At 37.3% G+C, this 21911-nt stretch carries 16 protein-coding genes and 2 pseudogenes; 7 read left to right on the forward strand and 11 right to left on the reverse strand.

Features of this window, described 5'->3' with window-relative positions:
* A pseudogene (locus tag MT391_RS18520) lies at window positions 1–439 on the forward strand (hypothetical protein); the annotation flags it as partial.
* Window positions 440–912: 473 nt separating this feature from the next.
* Here the strand turns inward: MT391_RS18520 and MT391_RS18525 are convergent.
* The 5 genes from MT391_RS18525 to MT391_RS18545 form a co-directional block, all read right to left on the reverse strand.
* Window positions 913–3156: a phospholipase D-like domain-containing protein gene (locus tag MT391_RS18525; RefSeq protein WP_499499458.1), complete on the reverse strand. Its 2244-nt coding sequence runs from the start codon at window positions 3154–3156 to the stop codon at window positions 913–915.
* Between the two features lie 580 nt (window positions 3157–3736).
* Complete coding sequence (locus tag MT391_RS18530) at window positions 3737–4420, reverse strand: DUF2982 domain-containing protein (RefSeq protein ID WP_299665815.1); 684 nt, start codon at window positions 4418–4420, stop codon at window positions 3737–3739.
* 831 nt (window positions 4421–5251) lie between these two features.
* Window positions 5252–5656, reverse strand: a complete 405-nt coding sequence (locus MT391_RS18535) for a tetratricopeptide repeat protein (RefSeq protein ID WP_166372204.1) — start codon at window positions 5654–5656, stop codon at window positions 5252–5254.
* Between the two features lie 22 nt (window positions 5657–5678).
* A complete protein-coding gene (gene mrcB / locus MT391_RS18540) occupies window positions 5679–7943 on the reverse strand; it encodes a penicillin-binding protein 1B (protein WP_499499460.1) in 2265 nt (754 codons plus the stop codon).
* Between the two features lie 261 nt (window positions 7944–8204).
* Window positions 8205–8792: a TetR/AcrR family transcriptional regulator gene (locus tag MT391_RS18545; RefSeq protein ID WP_499499462.1), complete on the reverse strand. Its 588-nt coding sequence runs from the start codon at window positions 8790–8792 to the stop codon at window positions 8205–8207.
* A gap of 113 nt (window positions 8793–8905) precedes the next feature.
* Between MT391_RS18545 and MT391_RS18550 the strand changes: the two genes are divergently transcribed.
* A complete protein-coding gene (locus MT391_RS18550; RefSeq protein ID WP_166372208.1) occupies window positions 8906–9448 on the forward strand; it encodes a carboxymuconolactone decarboxylase family protein in 543 nt (180 codons plus the stop codon).
* Between the two features lie 143 nt (window positions 9449–9591).
* Here MT391_RS18550 and MT391_RS18555 read toward each other — a convergent pair whose 3' ends face one another.
* Window positions 9592–10368 carry a haloacid dehalogenase type II gene (locus MT391_RS18555; protein WP_205963072.1) on the reverse strand — a complete coding sequence of 259 codons (777 nt, stop codon included), beginning with the start codon at window positions 10366–10368 and terminating at the stop codon, window positions 9592–9594.
* A 560-nt stretch (window positions 10369–10928) separates the two neighbouring features.
* On the opposite strand from MT391_RS18555, the gene MT391_RS18560 reads away from it, so the two are divergent.
* From MT391_RS18560 to MT391_RS18570, 3 genes are read left to right on the forward strand one after another with little or no spacing between them, the layout of a single operon-like run.
* Window positions 10929–11132, forward strand: coding sequence for a DUF1656 domain-containing protein (locus MT391_RS18560; protein WP_166372209.1), 204 nt, complete (start codon window positions 10929–10931; stop codon window positions 11130–11132).
* Window positions 11133–11137: 5 nt separating this feature from the next.
* Window positions 11138–11998, forward strand: a complete 861-nt coding sequence (locus MT391_RS18565) for an efflux RND transporter periplasmic adaptor subunit (protein ID WP_499499464.1) — start codon at window positions 11138–11140, stop codon at window positions 11996–11998.
* 16 nt (window positions 11999–12014) lie between these two features.
* On the forward strand, window positions 12015–14087 hold the full coding sequence (locus tag MT391_RS18570) for an FUSC family protein (protein WP_499499480.1): 2073 nt from the start codon (window positions 12015–12017) through the stop codon (window positions 14085–14087).
* 181 nt (window positions 14088–14268) lie between these two features.
* On the opposite strand, the gene MT391_RS18575 is transcribed toward MT391_RS18570, so the two are convergent.
* Window positions 14269–15192, reverse strand: a complete 924-nt coding sequence (locus tag MT391_RS18575) for an HPP family protein (RefSeq protein ID WP_499499466.1) — start codon at window positions 15190–15192, stop codon at window positions 14269–14271.
* 281 nt (window positions 15193–15473) lie between these two features.
* On the opposite strand from MT391_RS18575, the pseudogene nfsA reads away from it, so the two are divergent.
* Window positions 15474–16196 (forward strand): annotated as a pseudogene (nfsA, locus tag MT391_RS18580) (oxygen-insensitive NADPH nitroreductase).
* A 174-nt stretch (window positions 16197–16370) separates the two neighbouring features.
* Here the strand turns inward: nfsA and MT391_RS18585 are convergent.
* Window positions 16371–16595 carry a hypothetical protein gene (locus MT391_RS18585; RefSeq protein WP_499499467.1) on the reverse strand — a complete coding sequence of 75 codons (225 nt, stop codon included), beginning with the start codon at window positions 16593–16595 and terminating at the stop codon, window positions 16371–16373.
* A 206-nt stretch (window positions 16596–16801) separates the two neighbouring features.
* Between MT391_RS18585 and MT391_RS18590 the strand changes: the two genes are divergently transcribed.
* Complete coding sequence (locus tag MT391_RS18590; RefSeq protein ID WP_499499469.1) at window positions 16802–17455, forward strand: PEP-CTERM sorting domain-containing protein; 654 nt, start codon at window positions 16802–16804, stop codon at window positions 17453–17455.
* A gap of 296 nt (window positions 17456–17751) precedes the next feature.
* Here MT391_RS18590 and MT391_RS18595 read toward each other — a convergent pair whose 3' ends face one another.
* From MT391_RS18595 to MT391_RS18605, 3 genes are all read right to left on the reverse strand, one after another.
* On the reverse strand, window positions 17752–18435 hold the full coding sequence (locus tag MT391_RS18595) for a response regulator (RefSeq protein ID WP_166372214.1): 684 nt from the start codon (window positions 18433–18435) through the stop codon (window positions 17752–17754).
* Window positions 18436–18446: 11 nt separating this feature from the next.
* Window positions 18447–19985, reverse strand: a complete 1539-nt coding sequence (locus tag MT391_RS18600) for an ATP-binding protein (protein ID WP_499499471.1) — start codon at window positions 19983–19985, stop codon at window positions 18447–18449.
* Window positions 19986–20398: 413 nt separating this feature from the next.
* Window positions 20399–21907, reverse strand: a complete 1509-nt coding sequence (locus MT391_RS18605; RefSeq protein ID WP_499442131.1) for a tripartite tricarboxylate transporter permease — start codon at window positions 21905–21907, stop codon at window positions 20399–20401.
* Window positions 21908–21911 lie beyond the last annotated feature (4 nt).

Below are 21911 nucleotides of genomic sequence, written 5' to 3' on the forward strand. Positions count from 1 at the left end.
CCTAAATCCAATTCGCGCCAAAATGGCTGCTAGCGTTGAAACATCAGAATATACCTCTGCTTATGAGCGCATTCATGGTGTCGCCCAGCAACAAGAAAAGCGACTAGAATACGCTTTTACTAAAAAACTTTTATTTGGTTTCGTAGGTGACGAAAATGAACAATCAACTCAAGGTATTCCATTTTCATTATTAGATTATATTGAGTTAGTGGATTGGAGTGGTCGTATCATTAGAGAAGATAAACGCGGTGCGATTTCAATCAAACGTCCAAGAATACTCTCCACACTTGGTTTAGATAATGATACTTGGTTATCACTAGCAAGTAGTTTTGGAAAAGATTATCACGGTGCGGTGGGCTCTTTAGAAGCGTTAGCAGCTTATGCTGGTAATACTGGCAAGCGTTGGATAGCCAGTAAAAACCAATTACGGCTGCATTAACTAGTCTATTTTTCTATTAAAAAAATAACAAATACACTAATTAGCGGCCGTTAAAATCAGTCATATCTGAAAAAGCTATTATTTACTTCAATTTCGATTAATTATAATTTTTTATTATCAACCAGTATCTTTTTGTTAGCGATTCAATTTATTGCCATTAATGAGCAATGTTATTTGTAAATTTTAAATGAATGGATGTCTAAGTTTACTGTTTACTAGCACCTGATAGGACAGAGCGCGATATTTTATTGGCGCTAACTTATGCGGTTGTGGTGTTTTCTATTTTAATTCAAGGTTTGAGTATTGGTAAAGTGGCCAAAACTATCCGTTAAATATAAATAGGTTAAATATAATTTTTTAAAAAGCGTATAAAATAACTGTATTTCATACGCTTTTTATTTCTCTGTTATAAAAACAAAAGAGTAATTAAAACGTAAAGGCGAGTTGACGATGTAATCAACTGCATTAAAGTATTAAATGGTTTTAAACAAACTATTAAATTCGTTTTGGGTTTTGTTATCACCATTTAAAATCTTAGTTGATAAATTATAAATACGCTGTGTAACGCCTTGAACTTTTTCTTTAAAATTTTCAGCTTGTTGATGATCAATTCGATTATTTTTGTCGTATTTAGCTAGTAATAAATCCATTACATGATTCATTTTAACTTTAAGTTTTTGTTGGGAAATGCCTATTTGTTGGGTTCTTTCGGCGATGCTTGGTCTCGCATCAATCTCAGCCGCTAGCCATTGTTTATACTGGTTCACAAAGTTGGGTGCATTGATGATCATTAACCCATTATTGGTGTCCAGCATGTAACTACGAACATCCGCGTTTGCTGAACCAATAAATAAATCATCGCCAAACAGCATAACTTTTGAGTGTAAAGATAAGGTGCTGGTGTCGTTCTCATTCGCTTGTTGATATTCACTGTAGTTAAACGTTGCTGCTGTTGTTGCCGTTTGTTCCGCTCTATAGTCTTCAAATGCTTTCATTTGCCACATTGCGAGTAGATTTACTACATTTAAATCGGTGGTTTCAATAGAGTTGGTGATGATTTGCAAGCTTACATGTGTACAGTCCCAACTGCCGTCAACCATCGCACCTAGCGCGGCGAGTAGGTTGCCGGGCATAAAGAAGTAAGCATTGTGGATGATAACTTGCTGTGGGTCATTTGCAGTTGCCTGTTCACAGGTCTTTTTCAAGGACGCTAGCCAAGTTGCGTGAATCGCTTTTCCATAATCAGCTTCTTTGCCATCAATAGACCCATAACCTCTTTTACTTTCAAAGAAGGGCAGGTTTTCTAAGTAGTAAACTTGAGCTGAATCATCTAAAGCAAAAGATTGGCTGACTCCCTTGGTCGATGGAAGATAGTTGTTGTTATAATTGGCAATCATTTCAGTCATCGATTGCTCAACTTTTATTAAACGCTGATCTAAACTAACAAAGTGTTGTTGATAATATTGGTCAACACAAGTTGGATTGTTGGTACTTTGGTTAGTACAAAATTTTTCTGATTGTTTGTAAATATCCAAATTCATTAAAAAGTCATTGGGAGCATGTTCGCGGATTTCATCAAGCGAGGCTACCATTGCAGTAAAGTTCCAGAGTCGGTCAAAAGTAGAGGTTACTTGTGGAGCAGGCGCATTAAATTCTAATCGTACATCGGTATCCATAAAAATGTATTTACTGGCTAAGGGGCTCGGGTTCATATGATAAGAGTTTTCAACATTACGACCGCCTAATTGCATGGTCTGTTGATCAACTAAGAGTAATTTATGATGTAAAAATTCAGTGAGATAATCCCAATCTCTGCGGGCAATGGAATTGTTTTCTCGATTGGTCGGTAAAAAGCTATTAACGGAATTTAATACAGGGTTAATTTGATCGCCTAATACTAATGTAGCTGTTGCTAATTTTATTTTTGCTGTTAACGATGCTAACCCACCTTGGTAATTAGCTTGATAATATAATTTACCTAATTTTTTTAACTGAGCTTGGGTATCCGCACTGTCAGCATCCGTTGAAGCGGATAATGCAGCTACATCTATTGATTGGCCATGTTCAAGGGAAAAAGCCATTAACTCGGGGTTTTTGGCATATAAGCCAGACAGGAAAATAGCAGACATAGGAGTCGATAAATTAGAAATACCAATGTCTGAAGCTAAGCGATTATTGATTTTTTCATTATCAAAGAGTTGTTCAATTTCAGCATACTTGTCTTGATTACAAACGGCGTCTGCTTTGCTTGATTGACCACAGCCTAAGGTTAAATAGACTGCATCTTTAACGATATTTTGACTAGGTCTTCCGTACAGCCTAACTTGAATGTTGCCGCCTCCTGCTTGTTGCAAATAACTGAGGCGGTCTAAATCTTTGTAGGTGCTGAGGTAATCTAATAATAACCTGACTTTTACGCCTCGTTTTGCAGCGTTTATAAGAGCTTGGGCTAATACGGAAGAGGTGTGGTCGTCAGAAAAAATATAATAAGCAAGATCAATGTGGGTGTTAGCTGCATTTATCAAAGCCAGTTTACTGGCAAAGGCCTGATCATTATCGGTGAGCACCGTGGCGGATTTTATTGGTAAATTGCCAGTGGATGCATACTGAGTTAACAAGGCATCATCTAATGCTACTTGTTCTCGAGTCGCACAAGCACTAAGTGTAAATATTCCAATTAAGATAAATAATTTAGTACCAATCTTGGTTAGTCGCATTACTGATTCCTTGTATTATTACTAAATGATCATTGAAATAATTGTTGTTAAATCTAGCATTAAATTTTTTAGCTGATTGAACTCTTTAACTGATTATATGTTGTAGCTAATTGAACTGGTCATAAATATAGGTGGATTTTTGTTGGTCTCTTAAAGGGTAATTAAAACTAATAAGTCACATGAATTAACAAGCAACATAAATTAATAACTACAATCAAGCCAGTAACTTATAAATGACTAAAAATCCACCATATAGGCAAAAAATGAGATATTCAAGTGTTCAGCAAAAATCTCTTTTTTAAAAAACAAACTATCGCCTTTAAGTCACATAAAAATGAAGTAATTAAGGGTAAAACAGTTAATAATAAGGGTGAACTGGTATGAATTCTTATCATTAAAATAAAAGGATTCCTTATCGTTTATGGATGCCCAACAGCTAAATATATGGCCTAAAGATCTCGGTACACTTGTATTACTGCAACGGTGAGAAAGGAATTTTTCTAGGGTAGTTAAGGCTAAGCCAAAGGAGTGCAGAAAAAATAAGCAAAAAAATGAGGGGTTTTAACTGGCTGGCATCAGCCTAATTAGGCCCATTTACAATGGTGTAATCATGGCATTTTTTTAATAATTTTAAAAAACTGTTTAAATTTCTATCTAGACTGCTTTCGGGTAAAAAGAGGTGATAACCATATGCCTTGGCGAGTTGTTCACTACGATGTAACCATGCTGCGATTGGGCCTTTATATATAATTTCATTTAACGTATAGGGCTCAAAATTAATCAGACTACCTTCAAAATCAACTTCTTTATTAGCGATCGCTAAAATGAGCAATTCTTGTTGTTCGTGAATTAATTTGTTCGCTAATCTTGGTGATATGCTTTTAGCTATATGGTCTAAATTATTTAGTTTGATGCCGACATAGGGTAATTGTATATGCTCACCTTGGACATCTGCTTTAAGTTCACCAAAACGTATAATATCTTGCCATGGTAGTGCCCACTGACCATGGCGATGACAATATCTAATCGTTTTTGGGGTGATAAAAAGGCTGGTTCCGGGCTCTAAATACTTAAGTACACCTATTAAAATAAGCACTAACGTAGCTGATATGAGGAAAATTAATTGAATTTTAAAGATTTGCCAAAGGAATAAGCTCAAAATCCAAAAAACAAATAGCGAGATACATCCAAGCCATATAAATGTATGCGTATAACGTTTTGAATTAGGGTGAATGGTAATAACTCTATCGGTTGTATTATCCAATTTAACCTTCCTTAAAAACTTTGTCGCTCGAGTAATTGCTTATCAATAGCAACGATAAATATATTATTAGGGTAAATGCAAACCTATAAAAATCATATAGTAAATGTAAAAAATCATTTTAAACAAAAATAATATTTGAAAAAGTGCCAAGGGTTGTAAACTTTGTGCGGAAACAGGTTATCTTACTTGGTGCAAGCTTATTTGAAAAAGCAGGGCTCTGTAGCTTTTAAGTAGTACCTTTTACACTATTCTGTGCTGAATTATTATGATTCAATCTAGGCTACTTTAGGCACTAAGTCTTTGCTACTCATCCTTTTAATTCTACTTTTTATCACCTGAATTTATGCTCTAAATTGGGATTAAATTATTTTCAATTTTACGATAAATATTGCTATCTATTATTAATTCTTAGGAACATAATCTCGCTGTTACCAGATCATTTAAAGTCATAGTGTAACGTTAGTCATAGGGTTATTAGTTGTTTATCTTAATAAAGGAAAGCATCGTGAGTAAAGGCCAAGACAGCAAAAAAGACGGTAAGAAAAAACCGATTTTGACTGCAAAAGAAAAAAGAACATTAAAAATAGCTAAAAAATCAAAAGTTGGATTTTTAGCTAAATAAAGATTAAATGAAAGGTCATCAACATCCCGATGACCTTTTAAAGCTTCTAGCCTCAATCAACTTTATTAATACCGATGAGAAAGTGTTGACCCGATAAATTGTATTGATTGATACACTGCAATTCCCCTCAATAAAAACTTTACTTAATGAAGCGGTTAACCTGTTCTTTGAAGGGAAGCTTTTCTAATGCAGTTTCCTAATTAAAATTTCTAATACAGCTTTTTTAGTAATAATTCAGCTTGACCCGTTATTGCTTTATTCGGATTTAAACTAAGTGCTTTCTCAGCAAAAGACTGTGCCTGTGCATTTTTACCTTGGCGGTAATTCAACTCTGCTAGGCGTAAATAGATTTCAGGATTACGTGGAGATATCCTGATCGCACGTTCTAAAATCCCCGTTGCACCGCGCAAGTTACCCTTGCTTTCTTGCTGCTCAGCAAGACTAAATAATGAGTCTAAGGCAGCGCTTCCCTTCACTGTATTATCAATATCGTCAGTTGGCGTGCTAACTGAACTTGGAGTGGTGGGCTCAGTCGTTGGCGATGTAACAGGTTTTGTACTACAGGCCCATAAAAAACTAGATAAACAAACAACAGCAATTTTATAATGATTCATTATGATGATCTCTTTAGTTGGTTTAGTTGGTTAAATTACGGAACCAATCGATGACTTTATCAGTTGTACCGCAACGTATTTCTTCCTTTGGCTCAGTACCGCTCACAAAAGGCAATTGTATTGTATTATCACAGCGATCTTGGCTACCGATGCCTGATTCGCTGTCAACCCAACTTAGGGTGATGTTTTTTGGTGGAAAGTTCTGCAAAGGTTGCTGAGCTCGCGCTTTAAAAATATCAGCCCAGACTCGAAGTGCACCGCTTGAACCGGTCAATCCTGTTGTTTTATTATCATCACGACCAAGCCAAACAACCGCTTGCATATCATCTGAAAAACCTGCAAACCAACTGTCTCGCAAATCATTGGTTGTTCCGGTTTTTCCTGCAACAGCAAAATCAGGTAATAACCATTGTAATGCTTTAGCTGAACCTTCGTACGTAACAGCTTGTAAAGCATGGCGTAACGTATAAATCGAACTAGAACTAAAGCGTTTTTCAATATCAATAGGATAACTTGTTAGTACTTCTCCGCGCGGATCGACAACGGAGCGGATCGCCAATAACGGTGTATAAAATCCACCTGAGGAAATGGTTTGATACATTTGAGCTACTTCAAGCGGACTCAATTCCGCTGCGCCTAAAGTGATCGCAGGGAGTGCTGGAATGTCACTATCAACGCCAAGTCGTTTTACTGTTGATAAGATATTATCTAAGCCTAAGTCATTACCTAAACGCGCCGTTGCCTGATTGTATGAACGTGCTAATGCTCTATATAAAAGTACATCGCCATGATCTTGTAAATCGTAGTTTTTAGGGGCCCAAGTATCGCCGTTATCTAATTTTTTTTCGTAGGCTGCATCGCTTATTAAAGTCGCTAACGTATATTGTTCACTTTTTTCTAAGGCTGTTAAATATACGGCGGGTTTCATTAACGAGCCGATTTGTCGACGGGCATCAATTGCGCGGTTAAATCCCGCATATCGCGTGTCGCTACCGCCAACAATAGCCGTTACTGCGCCTGTATTCGGTTGCGTAACAATTATCGCTCCCTGCAAATTCGCATTAGGCTCAGATTTTTTATTACTAGCCATCATTTTAACCAAGCTAGTCTCAGCAGTTTGTTGAATTAACGGATTAAAATGGGTAAAAATAGACAGGCCATCGGAGCTTAAGTCTTCAGCTTTGTAATCATTTTGTAATTGCCTGCGCACAAGGTCTAAATAAGCAGGATAACGTTTACCACTGCTAACGCTGCGCTCACCCACTTTTAGTGGTTCTTGCTTAGCTAATTCAGCAAGGTCTGCATCAAGTTGTTTTTCTCTGACTGCAATATCTAATACTAAATTGCGGCGTTTTAATGCACGTTCAGGGTTACGCCATGGATTGTAATAACTGGCACCGCGCACTAGTGCAACTAACAGTGCTTGTTGCGACAGCGATAAGTCCATAATATTTTTTTTGAAATAATACTGACTTGCTAAACCAAAGCCATGAATAGCCCGTGGTCCATCTTGACCAAGGTATATTTCATTCATGTATCCTTCTAAAATATCAGCTTTGCTTGCATGTAACTCCAATAGCACCGCCATCAACGCTTCCTGCGCTTTACGAATTAATGTTCGCTCCGGCGTGAGGTAATAATTTTTAATCAATTGCTGTGTCAGTGTCGACGCTCCCTGTGAGAAGCCACCATCTTTAATATTGGTAACCATTGCTCGCCCGATACCGCGTAGCGAAATACCAAAATGGCCGTAAAAGTTCTTATCTTCAACAGCAACCAGCATTGCTTGTAAAGAAACTGGCGTTTCAGCAAGTTGAACTAATAATCTATCCTCATTGTGGGAAGGATAAATACCGCCTATCACCAAGGGCTGTAAACGCACTAACGCTTTATTATTTTTACTTTCTAGCTTTGATACAAAGCCATTATTTAGGGTGATTTTTATTTTTTGTGCTGTGGCTAATTCGTCACTGAACTGAAATTGAGGGATGAAAATGGTTACTTTATTTTGTTCAATTAATGCCTCACCGGGATTATTAACGTTGCTCACAAAGTGATATCCGAGCATGGTCATTTCTTCACGTAAATCAGTCAATGAGAGTGGCAATCCTTCGTATATTTCTAAAGGTCGCGCGTAAACAGTTGATGCAACTGACCACTGTTTATCTTTAAAAGTCGAATTAACGATAGAATCTAAGTAGATGAGAATACCGACAGCGATCATTATTAATATTAATAATGCAGTCCATAGATTACTTTTATGAATAGACATGTATTTATGAAGCACAGCAAGGCCTTATTAGGACAAAAAATAAAAAAAGAATAATAACTGGCAATCACGTTATTACAGAGACGTTAACCTGTTAATTTCTAAAAAAGGGGGCAGTGTTTTACGCAGAAAACTTGATTGACCTTGTTCTGATTGAACCGGTTCTTACCGCCCAACAACCTTGACTAATATTTATCATCAAAGTTCCTTTAATCGTGTGCTTTTTCTCTGCTCAGGGCTTGAACAGATAGCTGATTGAGTGTGATTGTTAATCTGATTTTATAGCTTTTTGATCAGCAAAAACATTTGCTCGATCATTGGTTGAGCTAGTTGTGTTACGTCGGGGCGGTTAAAGTAACCGCGTAAACCGGTAAATTGCACTTGAAAAAAACGTGCATATTCAAGAGCAGTCAGCGAACTATTTAATTCACCATTATTTATTGCTTGCTCAAATAATTGTGTTAAATAAACTTCAAATTCAGCTGCTTGATTTAAACTTAACTCATATAAATTAGCATCATTTTCGGCAAATTCACTGTTTGCTTTAACCAACATACAGATAGCACTGGGGCTGCAATCTTTTGTTTCAATGATCACATGTTCCACAAAGGCATGTAAACCTTCTAATACGCTATCCGCGTTTGATAAAAAGCTTTCTATTTGGGCTTTCATTTGTAAGGTGTAATCTTTTAATGATTCGTTGTATAGCCCTTCTTTAGATCCAAATGCAGAGTAAATGCTGCCCGGTCTCATGTTAATAGCTTCTTGTAAGTCACGGGTTGAGGTTGCATGAAAACCTTTTTGCCAAAAGAGCTGACTTGCAAGGCGCACAACCGACTCTCGCTCAAATTTTATTTTGTTAGCCATGTTATTTCTCAATTTATTTGAACACTTGCTCAATTTTAACTTGAGCAATCGCTCAAAATCAACTAGTATGTGTCCTGAAGTTACTTAAAACCCATTATTTATTGGAGCTAAACATGACAGAATTTACTTTATACACAGCAGAGAACGCACCTGAAGAATCAAAACCTTTAATGGCTGATTCAGTAGCCGCATTTGGCATGCTACCTAACTTACACGCAGTAATGGCTGAAGCACCAACTTTACTAAAGGGCTATCAAGTACTGCATGACCTATTCCAAAAAACATCGTTTAACGCTGAAGAGTTAACAGTGGTATGGCAATCAATTAACGTTGAGCACGAATGTCACTACTGCGTTCCGGCACACAGTGCAATTGCGGCTTCAATGAAAGTAGACCAAGATATTGTTGATGCGCTTGTGAACAAAACAGAGCTTGCTAATCCTAAGTTAGAAACGCTACGTGAAACTACATTGGCAATGGCGCGTGACCGCGGTGTTATTAGTGATGAGCAAATCGAGAAATTCTTTGCTGCAGGTTATGGCAAGCAGCAACTACTGGAAATTATTGTTGGTTTATCTCAAAAAGTAATGAGTAACTACACAAACCACCTTGCAGATACTCCAGTTGATGCACCATTTAAAAAATTCATGAAATAATTTATGACTTTTAAAAAGTGATATAAAAAAGGCAGCTTCGGCTGCCTTTTGTGTTTATAAAAGTATTAAATATAGCAAAACCTAACCAATACTCGTTAAAGGTTAAAGGTTAAAGGTTAAAGGTTAAAGGTTAAATACAAAGCCTACTTAGCATTTGCCTCTAACTGGTTTGCTATCTCAATAAGATCTCGGCCAATCAAATCTGGCTTCGCTGCAAGAGGGTAGAGCGCTTTACCTGGACGCATAATAAATGCGGTTTTCCAACCTGCTTTATCTGCTCCTGCTAAATCCCATGCGTGTGCGGCTATTAACATCGCATCTTCAGGTGCAACTTTCATTTCTTTTTGTGCCCAGTCATACACTTTTAAATCCGGTTTAAAGGTTTTTAAGTTTTGAACGGTTAATGACCCATCAAAATATTGTGCTAGATTTGAGTTTTTAAGTTGAGCTGCAATGCCTGCATCAGAGGAGTTGGTTAATGTGATCATTGTATAACCCAGAGCACGTATCTTTTTCAAGCCCTCAACTACATCCTTATGCGGTGCTAGGTCTCTAAAGGGGGTTAGTACAGCTGTACGCGCTTGTTCAGGTGTTAGTTTAATATTTTGTTGGTTTGCAATCATTTCTAATGATGCGATGCCTATTTCAGCAAAACTATTATATTCACCTGTCACATTGCCAACTAAAGAGTAATGTAGCATGGTAGTAAACCAATAAGGGACTAGTTCATCTCGTCCACCTAAGGCTTTAGAAACTGATTTACCTACATTACCTAAGTCTAGGAGCGTTTCGTTAACATCAAAGAAAATGACCTTTGGTTTTATTGGTTGATTTGAGACTGAATCTTGAGAGTATGCAAAAGTTGACGTTAAGCTCATTGATATTAGTAAGCCAATCATAAAATTTTTAAAGCGAATCATTATAAAATACCTGTAAAGTTAAATTGTTAAAGTTATGCACTTCTTATTTGAATCTAAGAAGTTTATAACTGAGTTTATAACTGGGCCTATAGCCCCTTAATAAACGAAAACGGTTTTACACACAAAAAGAAAAAGTAAAGGCCGTCACCAACAGACCACTGAATATACGTTTAAATTTCAATTTTTTTTATAAATAAAAAATACGTTGTTTATTTATACAGATCAAAGATTTAAAGGTAGTATTTGTATGAAAAAGCAGTACTTTAAACGGGTATCTATTTAAAACTAAAACGTATTTATAGATTTTTAAATGGAGCTATTTATTAGTAAACTTGATTTAAATTGTTGGTAACGAACAATTTCATTTGGGGGAGGGTTTTATCAAACTTTGTGCGAATCAAGGAGTGATGTTTTTAAACTGTCTTGCTAATAAACTATTCAGGTCTTCATTTTTACGATAGTCTTTTTAATCAATGTAATACTTAACCAATTTAATACTTAACCAATTTAGTACTTAACCAATTTAATACTTAATCAATGTGATAATAGGGTATTTATTTATGCTTCAAACTGTAGTGTTAGGTGGAATGGAGTTTAGCCCTTTGGTTATCTATATTCCGATTGCTTTTATCTTATCTGCATTAACTCGTTTTGTTTTACATCGTCTAGATTGGCACGATCGTATTTGGAAAGTCGCCTGGTTTGAAGTATCTCTTTTTGTATGCTATTTCGCCTTAACTGTATATTTACTGAGTGGAAGATAAACATTATGACAAAATATCTACGTATTCTTTTTACCCTTGTTGTTGTGATCATGGCGGTATTTGCAGGGCGTTGGGTTTGGACTGATTATATGCATACACCTTGGACTCGCGATGGACGTGTTCGAGCTGATATTGTTACCGTCGCAGCTGATGTTTCAGGGTGGGTAACAACACTCAATGTTAAAGATGGTCAATTAGTTAAAAAAGGCCAATTACTGTTTAGTGTTGATAACAAACGTTACCAAGCTGCTTTAGAAAAAAGCAAAGCGAACACCGAAGGTGCATTGTTAGCGTGGGAGCTAGCTAAGCATAAATACAACCGCCGCGAAGCATTAAACAATCAAAAAGCAATCAGTGAAGAAGGATTAGAGCTAACGCGTATTAATAAAAATATTGCCAAAGCGAATTATGACCTGGCTAAAACAGAGCAAGCTTTAGCGCAATTAAACGTTGATAGAACAGAAGTTGTTGCTCCAGTATCAGGCCAAGTCATTAATTTAAATTTACGTCAGGGAAATTATATCGGACAGGGAGTATCTGTTTTTGCGATAGTAAAATCTGATTCATTTTATGTGACAGGTTATTTTGAAGAAACTAAAGTGCCGCTTATCTATGAAAATCAAGAAGCCCAAATAGCATTGCTCAGTGGTGGCAAAAAACTAACTGGTCATGTTGTGAGTGTGGGCAAAGCGATTGCTAATACCAATACACAAAGTAACAGCCAACTTTTACCGCAAGTTCAACAAACGTTTAATTGGGTACGTTTGTCACAACGTATTCCCATTGATATTCAATTAGACACATTACCAAAAGATATTCAGCTGAGTGCCGGTATGACAGTGACTATTCATCTCACGACAGACTAAGGGGAATAACTTGGGCGTGGTGCTACGTAATTTGTTTTTTCCTAAAAAACAGGCCGTTATTTTTGCGATAAAAGGTGTGATTGCGATGTCGATGGCATTATCGATTGCAATGGCGCTGAACCTTGACCGTCCGTATTGGGCATTAGTTTCTGCTATTTTTTTACAGTTGCGCCCAGAAAGTGGTCTGGTGATTGAAAAAGCGCTTTGCCAAATAGTAGGCACCATTATCGGTGGTTTATTTGGCATATTATTATTAAGCCAGTTGATGTCATATCCTTATTTAGCATTAGGTGTATTGGCCATTTGGTTAGGCTTAAATTCTGCTTTATCCGCTATGGTACGACAAGCAAACTTTGTTTATGCCTTTGCAATGGCTGCTGTGACTGCGGAAATTATTGTTCTTCTAGTGATGGTGAGTCCTACAACTGTTAGTAGTGCAGGTATATTTGAAATAGCACAAGCGCGCATGAGTGAGATTATCATCGGGTCTATTTGTGCTGGGATTGTCAGCCATCTATTCTGGCCAGTAAAAATAAAAAACTCGTTACAAATTCAAGCTAGATCGGTGATCAACCAAACCTTAGATTATTTAGTGTCTGAGCTAGACACTAAAGGAACACATGAAAAACGCCATACACAAATAGATGGCGTAATGGTTACCTTAGGGGTTATCAATGATGATTCAAGTGCTGTGCGTTACGAAGGGCCAAAAGGTCCAGGGCGCTCAAGAGCCGCAAATCAACTTGCGCAAAAAGTATTGTCGTTACTGGCTTTAATTCAAATATTTGGTCGTTTGCAACGTAATCACTCTGATCTCATCACTGCTGATTTAGCACAATTGTTTAACCGATTAAAACAGGTGCTAGCTAATATTGCTGCATCTGACAACTATGCGTTTTGTGCTGAGGAGGTTAAAGCCTTTCGTAGGGAACTGACAGAATGGCGAGTAAATAATGCCTTTGAAGCCCCTTTTGAGTCACACATGTTTAATGTCGCCTTAGATATCACTGGGGATTTAACCATTTTATTGCGTGCCTATAAAGCCTTACAAGAACGTGATAAAACATTGTTGAATGCGCCAAGTATGTTGACTTATAGAGATCCGTTAGCAGGAATTATTGTTGGTTTTAGAACTTCATTAGTATTTGTGATTGGTGCATGTATTTGGATAAGTACAGGTTCATCGGCGGCATTGATGATCATGATTTTACCCGTCATATTTTCTATTATGTTAGCGCGAATACCTTTGGCTATTTTACGTGTGGTTATAAAACGCTTGTTAGTTGGGGTAGTTGCCGCTTCTGTGGTCACTATCTTTTACGCTCTTAATTTACTCGCGCAGAGCGGTGGGCAGTTAGAAATATTATTATTGGTGTTAGCTGGACCCTACTTTTTAGGGCTTTTGCTAATCGCTGATCGCGAAACACTACCTTACGGTTTAGGGTTTTGCATTCCATTTTCAATTTTAGTTCGCCCCAGCACTGACATGAGCTTAGCTTTTACAATCGATTATACATTAAGTGCTGCGATGGCTATTTTTGCTGGTGTTAGTATTTTGTTTTGGATTTTTCACTTATTTACAGGGCCGAGCATTCAGTTATTAGTTAGCCGAGTTTTTAAAGCGACGCATAAAGATTTAATGGAGATAGATAATCAGAAAATGCCAGCCATATGGTACAACCGTCGAATGTCAGATAGATTGTTAAGGTTAATTAATTACGATCAAGGATCTCATTCTCGTGCTATTACCGATCTTGCTTTAACTGGGCTTAATTTAGGTCATGCAATGGTTCGAGTGCAATCAATATGTGAAAACTTAGTGGGCAAAAAATCAGTCAGCAAAAACTTAGTGGACGAAAGGTTGGAAGGCAAAAATTTAAAGTATTTAAAAAAATGGCAATACAAACTAGCAGATGCTTTTTTATTAGCGAGCCAAGGCAAGTGTAATGACGATTTTAAACAAACTTCTGATTTATTGCACCAAGAGCTTGTTGCTGAAGGGCATGATTCTGCTCAAATAGACGCGATTAAAGGCATGTTTATACGTATTAATCTCACCTTAGAAAGAAGCGCCGGTAAAATAAAGTAGTTGCAGAAATTTAAACATTTCTCGCATTGGTGGTGTAAGTCTGAGTAGCATTTATACAAAAATTCTAAATGCTACCTTTATTAAATGTACTATTTTCTAAAGCAGTACTGCCAAAAGCTACTATTGAAATATTACTCTTCACAAGGAATTAGTAGGTAAGTGTTATTGTGTTCTATAGCTCTCAAACATTCTTTGAGAGTATTTTTTGTTTAGGTCGCATTTTTTCATTCGCCCACTCTGCAAATTCTTGTAAAGTGCAACTATCTGTCGAGCCTTTTCTTTCACCATCTGCAATGCGATATATGACTAGATGCAGAGAAGGATTTGCATGTTCACGTTGGTCGATGACTTGACGTACAGACCACTGTCTTCCTGGTTTGCTATTTGTATAGAAAGCACCGAGTTGGAGCACAAACTGCGTGATTAATTCTTCGTGATAAATAGCGTCGGCTAAATCAACAATATGCTTTATTTTTTCATCACTTGCATCAATAACCAGATCTGAACGCCTTATTGCTTCATGGATATGCTGCATCTTGATACGACGAGTATCTGGATGATACCCCACACTTTGATAGTGCATAAAGCTTTGTGGGTAACGCCTCCAGTGGAATAGATTATTAAAAAGCATTGCCACGGAAAGCAATATAGCGCAATTAATTAATGTTGGCGTAATCACATACCAATAACCTAAGTCATGTATGGCGGGTCCTCCTATTACAGCCGCTAAGGCTGTTGCACCACCTGGAGGGTGTAAGCTTCGCGTGAGATGCATGACCAAAATAGATAAAGCGACGGCTAATGAGGCAGCTAAAAAGGTAGCGTCTATAAATTTTGCACAGGTTACACCTACAATCGCTGAGAAAAGGTTTCCTGCTAAAAAAGCCCAAGGCGTGGAAAGCTGACCGTGGGGGACGGCAAAGAGCAATACCGCTGCAGCACCCATTGAGGGTAAGATAGCCACAGAACCTGCGGCACCAGTAAAATAGATTGTTGTATAAAAACAACAAAAAATGGCTAACATTCCACCAATTGTTGCCACCGTCTTTTCAGAATTAACTACGCTACTTTGAAAGCCTAAAAATCGAATAACTATTTGAATCATTTTTTATCGCTTATACAATTTATGTAAATTTAGCATTTTATTTCTCGATTATTAAGCCGAAAAATTTCATGCTAGATGATAAAGTAAATCATTCAAGCTGCCTACAGCAAAATAATTATTAATGGGCGGTTAGTGTCTTGATACTTAATGGTATTCTATTATCTGTATTTTAATGTTTTACTCGAGCCATTAAGAGTACATTGCATCTTTTATTACAACCTCATATTACAATCTTATATGCATCTTATAACTTCAATTATAGCGACAAGGATTACTGATTTATGAACAAAACTATTGAGACGATGTTAAACCATCGTTCGATTCGTCAATATACGCAACAGCCTATACAGAAAAACCAACTCGACAGTATTATTCAAGCTGGATTAGCCGCTTCTTCCTCGAGTATGCTACAGGTTGTCTCTATCATTAGGGTGACGGATAAAAGTAAACGTAAATTGCTAGCGGAGTATGCGGGTAATCAACCCTACGTTGAAAATGCACCTGAATTCTTAGTATTTTGTATTGACTATCAACGCCATGCTGCGATTAATCCTGATGTGCAAGCCGACTTTACTGAGCTTACGCTTATTGGTGCAGTTGATAGTGGCATCATGGCACAAAACTGATTATTAGCCGCTGAATCATTAGGATTAGGTGGTGTATATATTGGTGGATTACGTAATCAAATACAATTGGTGGATGAGTTACTTGAATTACCTCAAAATACATCGGTATTATTTGGCATGTGTTTAGGTTACCCAGCACAAGACCCTGAAATTAAACCCCGTTTACCTGCTCATGTTATTATGCACGAAAATCAATATCAGCCACTGAAGATGGATGATATTAAAGATTATGACCAGGTGATACATGATTATTATGCAAGCCGTTCGAGTAACCAAAAGCAAAGTACTTGGTCTGAGCAAGTCACTGGACAATTATCGAAAGAGTCACGCCCACATATCCTGCCATATTTGAATAAAAAAGGGCTTACAAAGCGTTAGGTTTAGCGCTTTTTTTCCTGCTCGCTATTGATGATTGTGAGTAACGTAATGTATGAAGTTATTACTTAAAGAAGAAAAAGAGCCTATTGAGTTAAATAGGCTCTTTCATTGATGGCTTTATTAGCATTGTTTTTCTGTGTTTAGATGTACCTCTAATACTCAATGCCGCTATGATCACTCCATTTTGAAGTATGTGACGTATTTATAATGTGACGTATTTATAGAGTTGCGTGGTAAACAGTGTGAGTTCTTTATAGTCTGTAAATCATAAGCTTGAATGACAATCTCTTTAGTTTGTTCACGATCCACTTTCATTGATTCGACAGACGCTTTTATTCCTTCTTGTGCTATTAATTCATCAGGATGATTACATTCTTTAGGTTTTTTGTCTTTAAGCATAAAAAACTACTCGTAACTATTGCCAACGAGGTACTTGGCCGCTAGGTAACTGTCGATAGCCTTGACACTTGATATATGTTTATATTTTATTATGTTGATTTGATGTGTGTTTTTTATTGGCACCTTAAATGCTTTATCTAAGATAAGGTCGTTTATATAAAACGATTTTATTTTATTCATAACGTCAATAATGACATGGAGTCAATATGAAAAATATAATTAAAAATTGTACTGTGTTTACTGCTCTTTGCTGTCTAGCTTCTGGCGCTCAAGCAATCATTACTGGTGGTAACGTAACTTCTGGTGTTGGAAATTTTGTTGAGCTTACTGTTCCTTTTAACCAGTCCAATCCGAATAATACTGTTGGTAATAATACTTTCAATGATAATAATCTTTATGCATTTAACGAAGGTCAAAATATTACTCTGACTGCAAACTTATCGGTAGATGATATAGGAGGAGGTGTTGCTGGAACGTTATCAGCAGGCACAACGGTTGCCAGTCACTATGTATTCTTTGATCCTAATAAAAGCCAATCACAAGTTGGATTGGTAAATTTTGATGCTGATATTCTTGCACTCATTACGAGTTCGATGAACTTAAGTGGCAGTGACTTTTTATTGAATAATACGGTTCAATATCTTAATCCGAGTCTACGTGGTCTTGAAAATAATGACAGTGCAACATTCATTGGTTCAACGGTGAACGTTGATTGGACAGCAAGTACCCCTGGTGATTATATTCGAGTCTTAACAAAATACTCCGCAGGAGCTGATGTTCCTGAGCCTGAAACACTTCTTCTGTTAGGATTGGGGTTGGTAGGTTTTGGACTTAGTAGAAACCGTCGTAAATTACCTTAACTACTATCGTAATTTCATCATCAATATGTAATTAACCTCATTTAGCGATAAGTGTCGTTTCTTATAAAGACCTTTCTATCCGTTAGGTCTTTTTCAATTAGAGAATTAAATTCAAAGAAACTATTCATCTTTTTTATATTTGGTGACCATCAATATAATGATAACCAACTAAATAAGGATAACCAACTAAATAAGGATGGTTATTGACGACGTAAAGCGACCAAAAAGTACTTCATCTGAGCAAGTCACTGGTATTATGATTGTTCTCACTCTCGCTTTCATCTTCACTCTGTTAATCACTTCACATACACTCTTTCTGGCCGTCCAACTTTTCCATATTCATTTTCTGCTCTTAATAGACCATTGGCTGAGCAGTATTCTAAATAGCGACGAGCGGTTGTTTTGCTAATACCTGTCTCTTGGACTAAACGATCAACAGTAAATTTGACACCCACATTTTGAGAAAACACACGTTTAATCGTTTCTAAAGTGATGCTCTCTATACCTTTGGGTAGTAATTGCTGGTACTTGTCACGCAGTTGAATATTAAAGAGTTCATCAATGTGTTTTTGCTCAAGATTATCGTATGCATTCATCGCTGTATTAAGGGTTAAATAACGATTAAGTGTTTGTTGTAATCGTTCGTATGATACGGGTTTAAGTAGGTAATCAAAACATCCCAGTTTCATTGCAGTTTTAACGGTTTCAATTTCATCTGAAGCAGTAATTAATACAACATTTGTTTTGTGGCTCGTTTTATCGGCAATTATCTCTCGGAATAAATCGATACCGGTGCCATCTGGTAGATAGTTATCTAAAATGATTAGCTTTGGTTTATGTACTTTTACCATGGTTCTAGCCATTTGCAGGTTTTCTGCTATCCCAATGGGATTAAAACGCGGAGTTTGGCGTAAAATTTGGCTGTGAATCTGTGCAATTTTTGCATCATCTTCAACAATTAATACATCAATTAAGTCCATTTTATTTACCTTTAACGTTTATTGGGGATAAAAACAGAGAAAATACAACCTTGAGGTTCAGCATTATCGACGATGATAAAACCATTGGCATGAGTGACATAGCGCTGAACTAAATATAAGCCAATACCATGATTGTGGCTGTCTTGTTTATTGGTAATGCCTTTTTTCCATATTTCATTGATTAAGTGAGGCTTTATAGCGGTGCCGTTATCAGTTACTTCAATCACTAAATCGTCTCCTGAGTCAGTAATTAAAACTTCAATAATACGATTGCTAGAAAGGTTCTGCTGAGTTGCATCAAAGGCATTATCAATTAAATTGCCGAGTATTGCACAAAGTTCAGTTTCGCTTAGTGTTGAATTAAGTCGATGTAACTGGCAAGTAGGATCAAAGCGCAATGATATATTCAACTCTTTGGCGCGTAAAGATTTACCCAGCAATAATCCCGCTATTTGAGACAAGTGAATATGCTGGTGGATAAAATCTAATAATTCTTGTTTGCTGTTATTTTCTTGCGCAATAAGTTGTTTAACTTCATCTAATCTGCCCATTTCAATTAGCCCCGAAATAGTCGCTAAGCGATTAGAAAATTCATGCTGTAATACACGTAGGCTTTCGCTGTGTTGTTGAACTTGGGTAAGCTCGGTGGTGAGGGAGTCAATATCACTTTTTTGTCGAAAACTAACAACCCAGCCAATGAGTTGATCCTCTTTGAAAATAGCAATTCGATTGGCGATTAAAGCGTGTTCATTCAAACGGATCATTTCATCTTTGATATTTTCATTCAGAGGGTGGCGAAAAAAGAACTCTGAGTTTGAAACAAATTCAATAATTTGCCTAGTTTTTAGGTACTTAATTTGATGTTCAATACCTAATAGTTGAAGTGCCGATTTGTTAATGGTCAGAAAATAACCTTCACGGTCGATGGCAATTAAGCCTTCGTAAACTGAACTTAAAATCGATTTTTGTAAGTTAAGCGCAAGTGCAATTTGCTCTGGTTCCATGTCATTCATTTGTTTTTGAATATGGCGAGAGAACCCCCATGCAGCAAATAAAGTCAGTACAACAATACTAAATACTTCGATAAGAAGCGGTGTCATATACACATCGAGCCATTGTTGAAAACGATTCAATAAATAACCAACCGAGACAACCCCAATAACATTATGATTGCTGTCAAAAATAGGCGTTTTGCCTCGCACGCCATAACCTAAGCTGCCTTCCCTTAACGAGACATAAGATTCGCCACGTTCTAATACTCCGGCATTATCACCGCCTGTCATGGGCAGGCCGATACGTTCCTCTACTGGATGTGTTAATCGAATGCCATTTTTATCACCGATCACAATAAAACTGGCATCGGAGATGGTGGATAATCGATCGATATTTATTTTTAAGGAAGCAAGATCTTTTACTTGAATTTGTTTGATTAGTACGGGATCACTGGCAATTTCTTTAGCCTGAACGAGCGCCCTAGTGCCAACTTGATGCTTAATCGATTCGTATAATGTGCTGTCGAAATGCCATACCATGACAGACATTTGCAGCATTAACAGCCCAAACAGTAATAAGAATACTTTTATACGAAAGGTTAATTTAGATAAAGAAGAAAGGTTTCTTTTTATAAAGGCTAGTCGATTTGCGTGTAAAGAGTTGATGGTGTTTTATTTCCTATAAATTAAGCATTGAGAGCACCTGCTTGATTAGCATTAGGTCTTTTTTGTTGGTAAAAGAAGGCATTGAATTTGTTACGTAGCCAATAATTTAGGAGTCTATAATGAAACAACCCAAATAACGCAAGCCATTGTAACTTACATTATTTGGGATTAAAGAATCATGATGGTGAAATATGCTGCAGAGTACTCTTTTTCATAGAACATTATTTAATAACAGACATATCTCATCTCTCATCTTTTATCTTATACCTTTTATACAGATGAGTGATGAGCGCTGAATGATTAATTTAAGGAGTCACGATTTTCTTTTCGATTCTTTTAGCGCGAATCGCACCAATAATAGGTAACAGTACCGACAGTAATGTAACCACTAGTAACCCTTGAGCGATACTAGAATCCATAAAAGTACTTAAATCTTGATTCGAAATTCTATATCCCTGACGGAATGACTGTTCCATTTGTCCACCGACAATAGCCGCTAAAATCATTGGCGAAGTAGGGATGTCTGCACGAGCCATGATCACACCTGCAACACCTAAAATTATCAATATATAGAAATCAACAACGGAAGCACTTATCGCATAACAACCGACAAAAGCTAAGCTAAGCACAATTGGATAAAGTACTTTAGGCGGAATGGCTAATAAGCGCACCAGCACACCAGCAAGTGGAATATTAACAATAGCAAGTACCACATTGGCAACAAACATACTCGCGATTAAGCCCCAAGCTGTATCTGGGTGTTGAGCGAATAATAAAGGACCTGGTTGAATACCTAGCATCAATAACGCACCCATCATTACAGCTGTAGTACCTGACCCTGGTACACCAAGTGATAGCATTGGGATCATCGCGCCAATAGATGCTGCATTATTGGCTGACTCTGGTGCTGCTAATCCTTCAATGGCACCATGCCCAAATTCACTTTTATTTTTAGATAATTGCTTTTCATTGTTATAACACATAAGCGATGCCATGGTGCCACCGGCGCCAGGAAGTGCACCAATGATAAAGCCAATTGGCGCACTGCGAAGGATTGGCCATTTTGAACGTTGCCAATCTTCTTTACTTATCCAAATTTTCTTAAATTTAGTTTGTGCTTTTTTAGTGCCTTCACTCAATGTACGGAAACTTTTAAATACTTCACCTAATGCGTAAATACCAATAATGACGACTAAGAAATCGATTCCAGTTTGCAGTTCTAATACACCAAAAGTAAAGCGTTGTAAGCCCGATTGACCATCAATTCCAACGGTCGATATCGCTAAACCGATACACATCGATAAAAAGCCTTTTAGCATATTACCTTTGGACATAGAAACGGTCATCGAAAGCGCTGCGACCATCAATAAAAAGTATTCAGCAGGACCAAATTTGATTGCTAACCCAGCAACTGGCTCGGCCATTAATGTCATTAATACTGCAGCAATGGTGCCGCCGATTAAAGATGCAATTGCAGAGATCGCGAGCGCAGCTTCTGCACGGCCTTTCATTGCCATGGGGTAGCCGTCAAAAGTGGCGGCAAGTGCTGCACCGTCGCCAGGGGTATTGATTAAAATTGAGCTACGTGATCCGCCAAACATGGCGCCAATATAAACCCCCATCATGATGATAAGTGACGCTGTTGGGCCCATTGAAAAGGTCATGGGTAATAAAATGGCGACTCCAGTTGCAGGTCCAAGGCCGGGAAGCATGCCAATAACCGTCCCTAAAATACCGCCAACTAAGATTAAAAATAAGTAATAAGGCTGAAGAGCGACGCCAAAGCCATTCATTAAATTCGTTAAAATATCCATGATA

Source organism: Vibrio sp. 1-Bac 57 (genome assembly GCF_037546855.1).
In the GTDB taxonomy this organism is placed as follows: domain Bacteria; phylum Pseudomonadota; class Gammaproteobacteria; order Enterobacterales; family Psychromonadaceae; genus Psychromonas.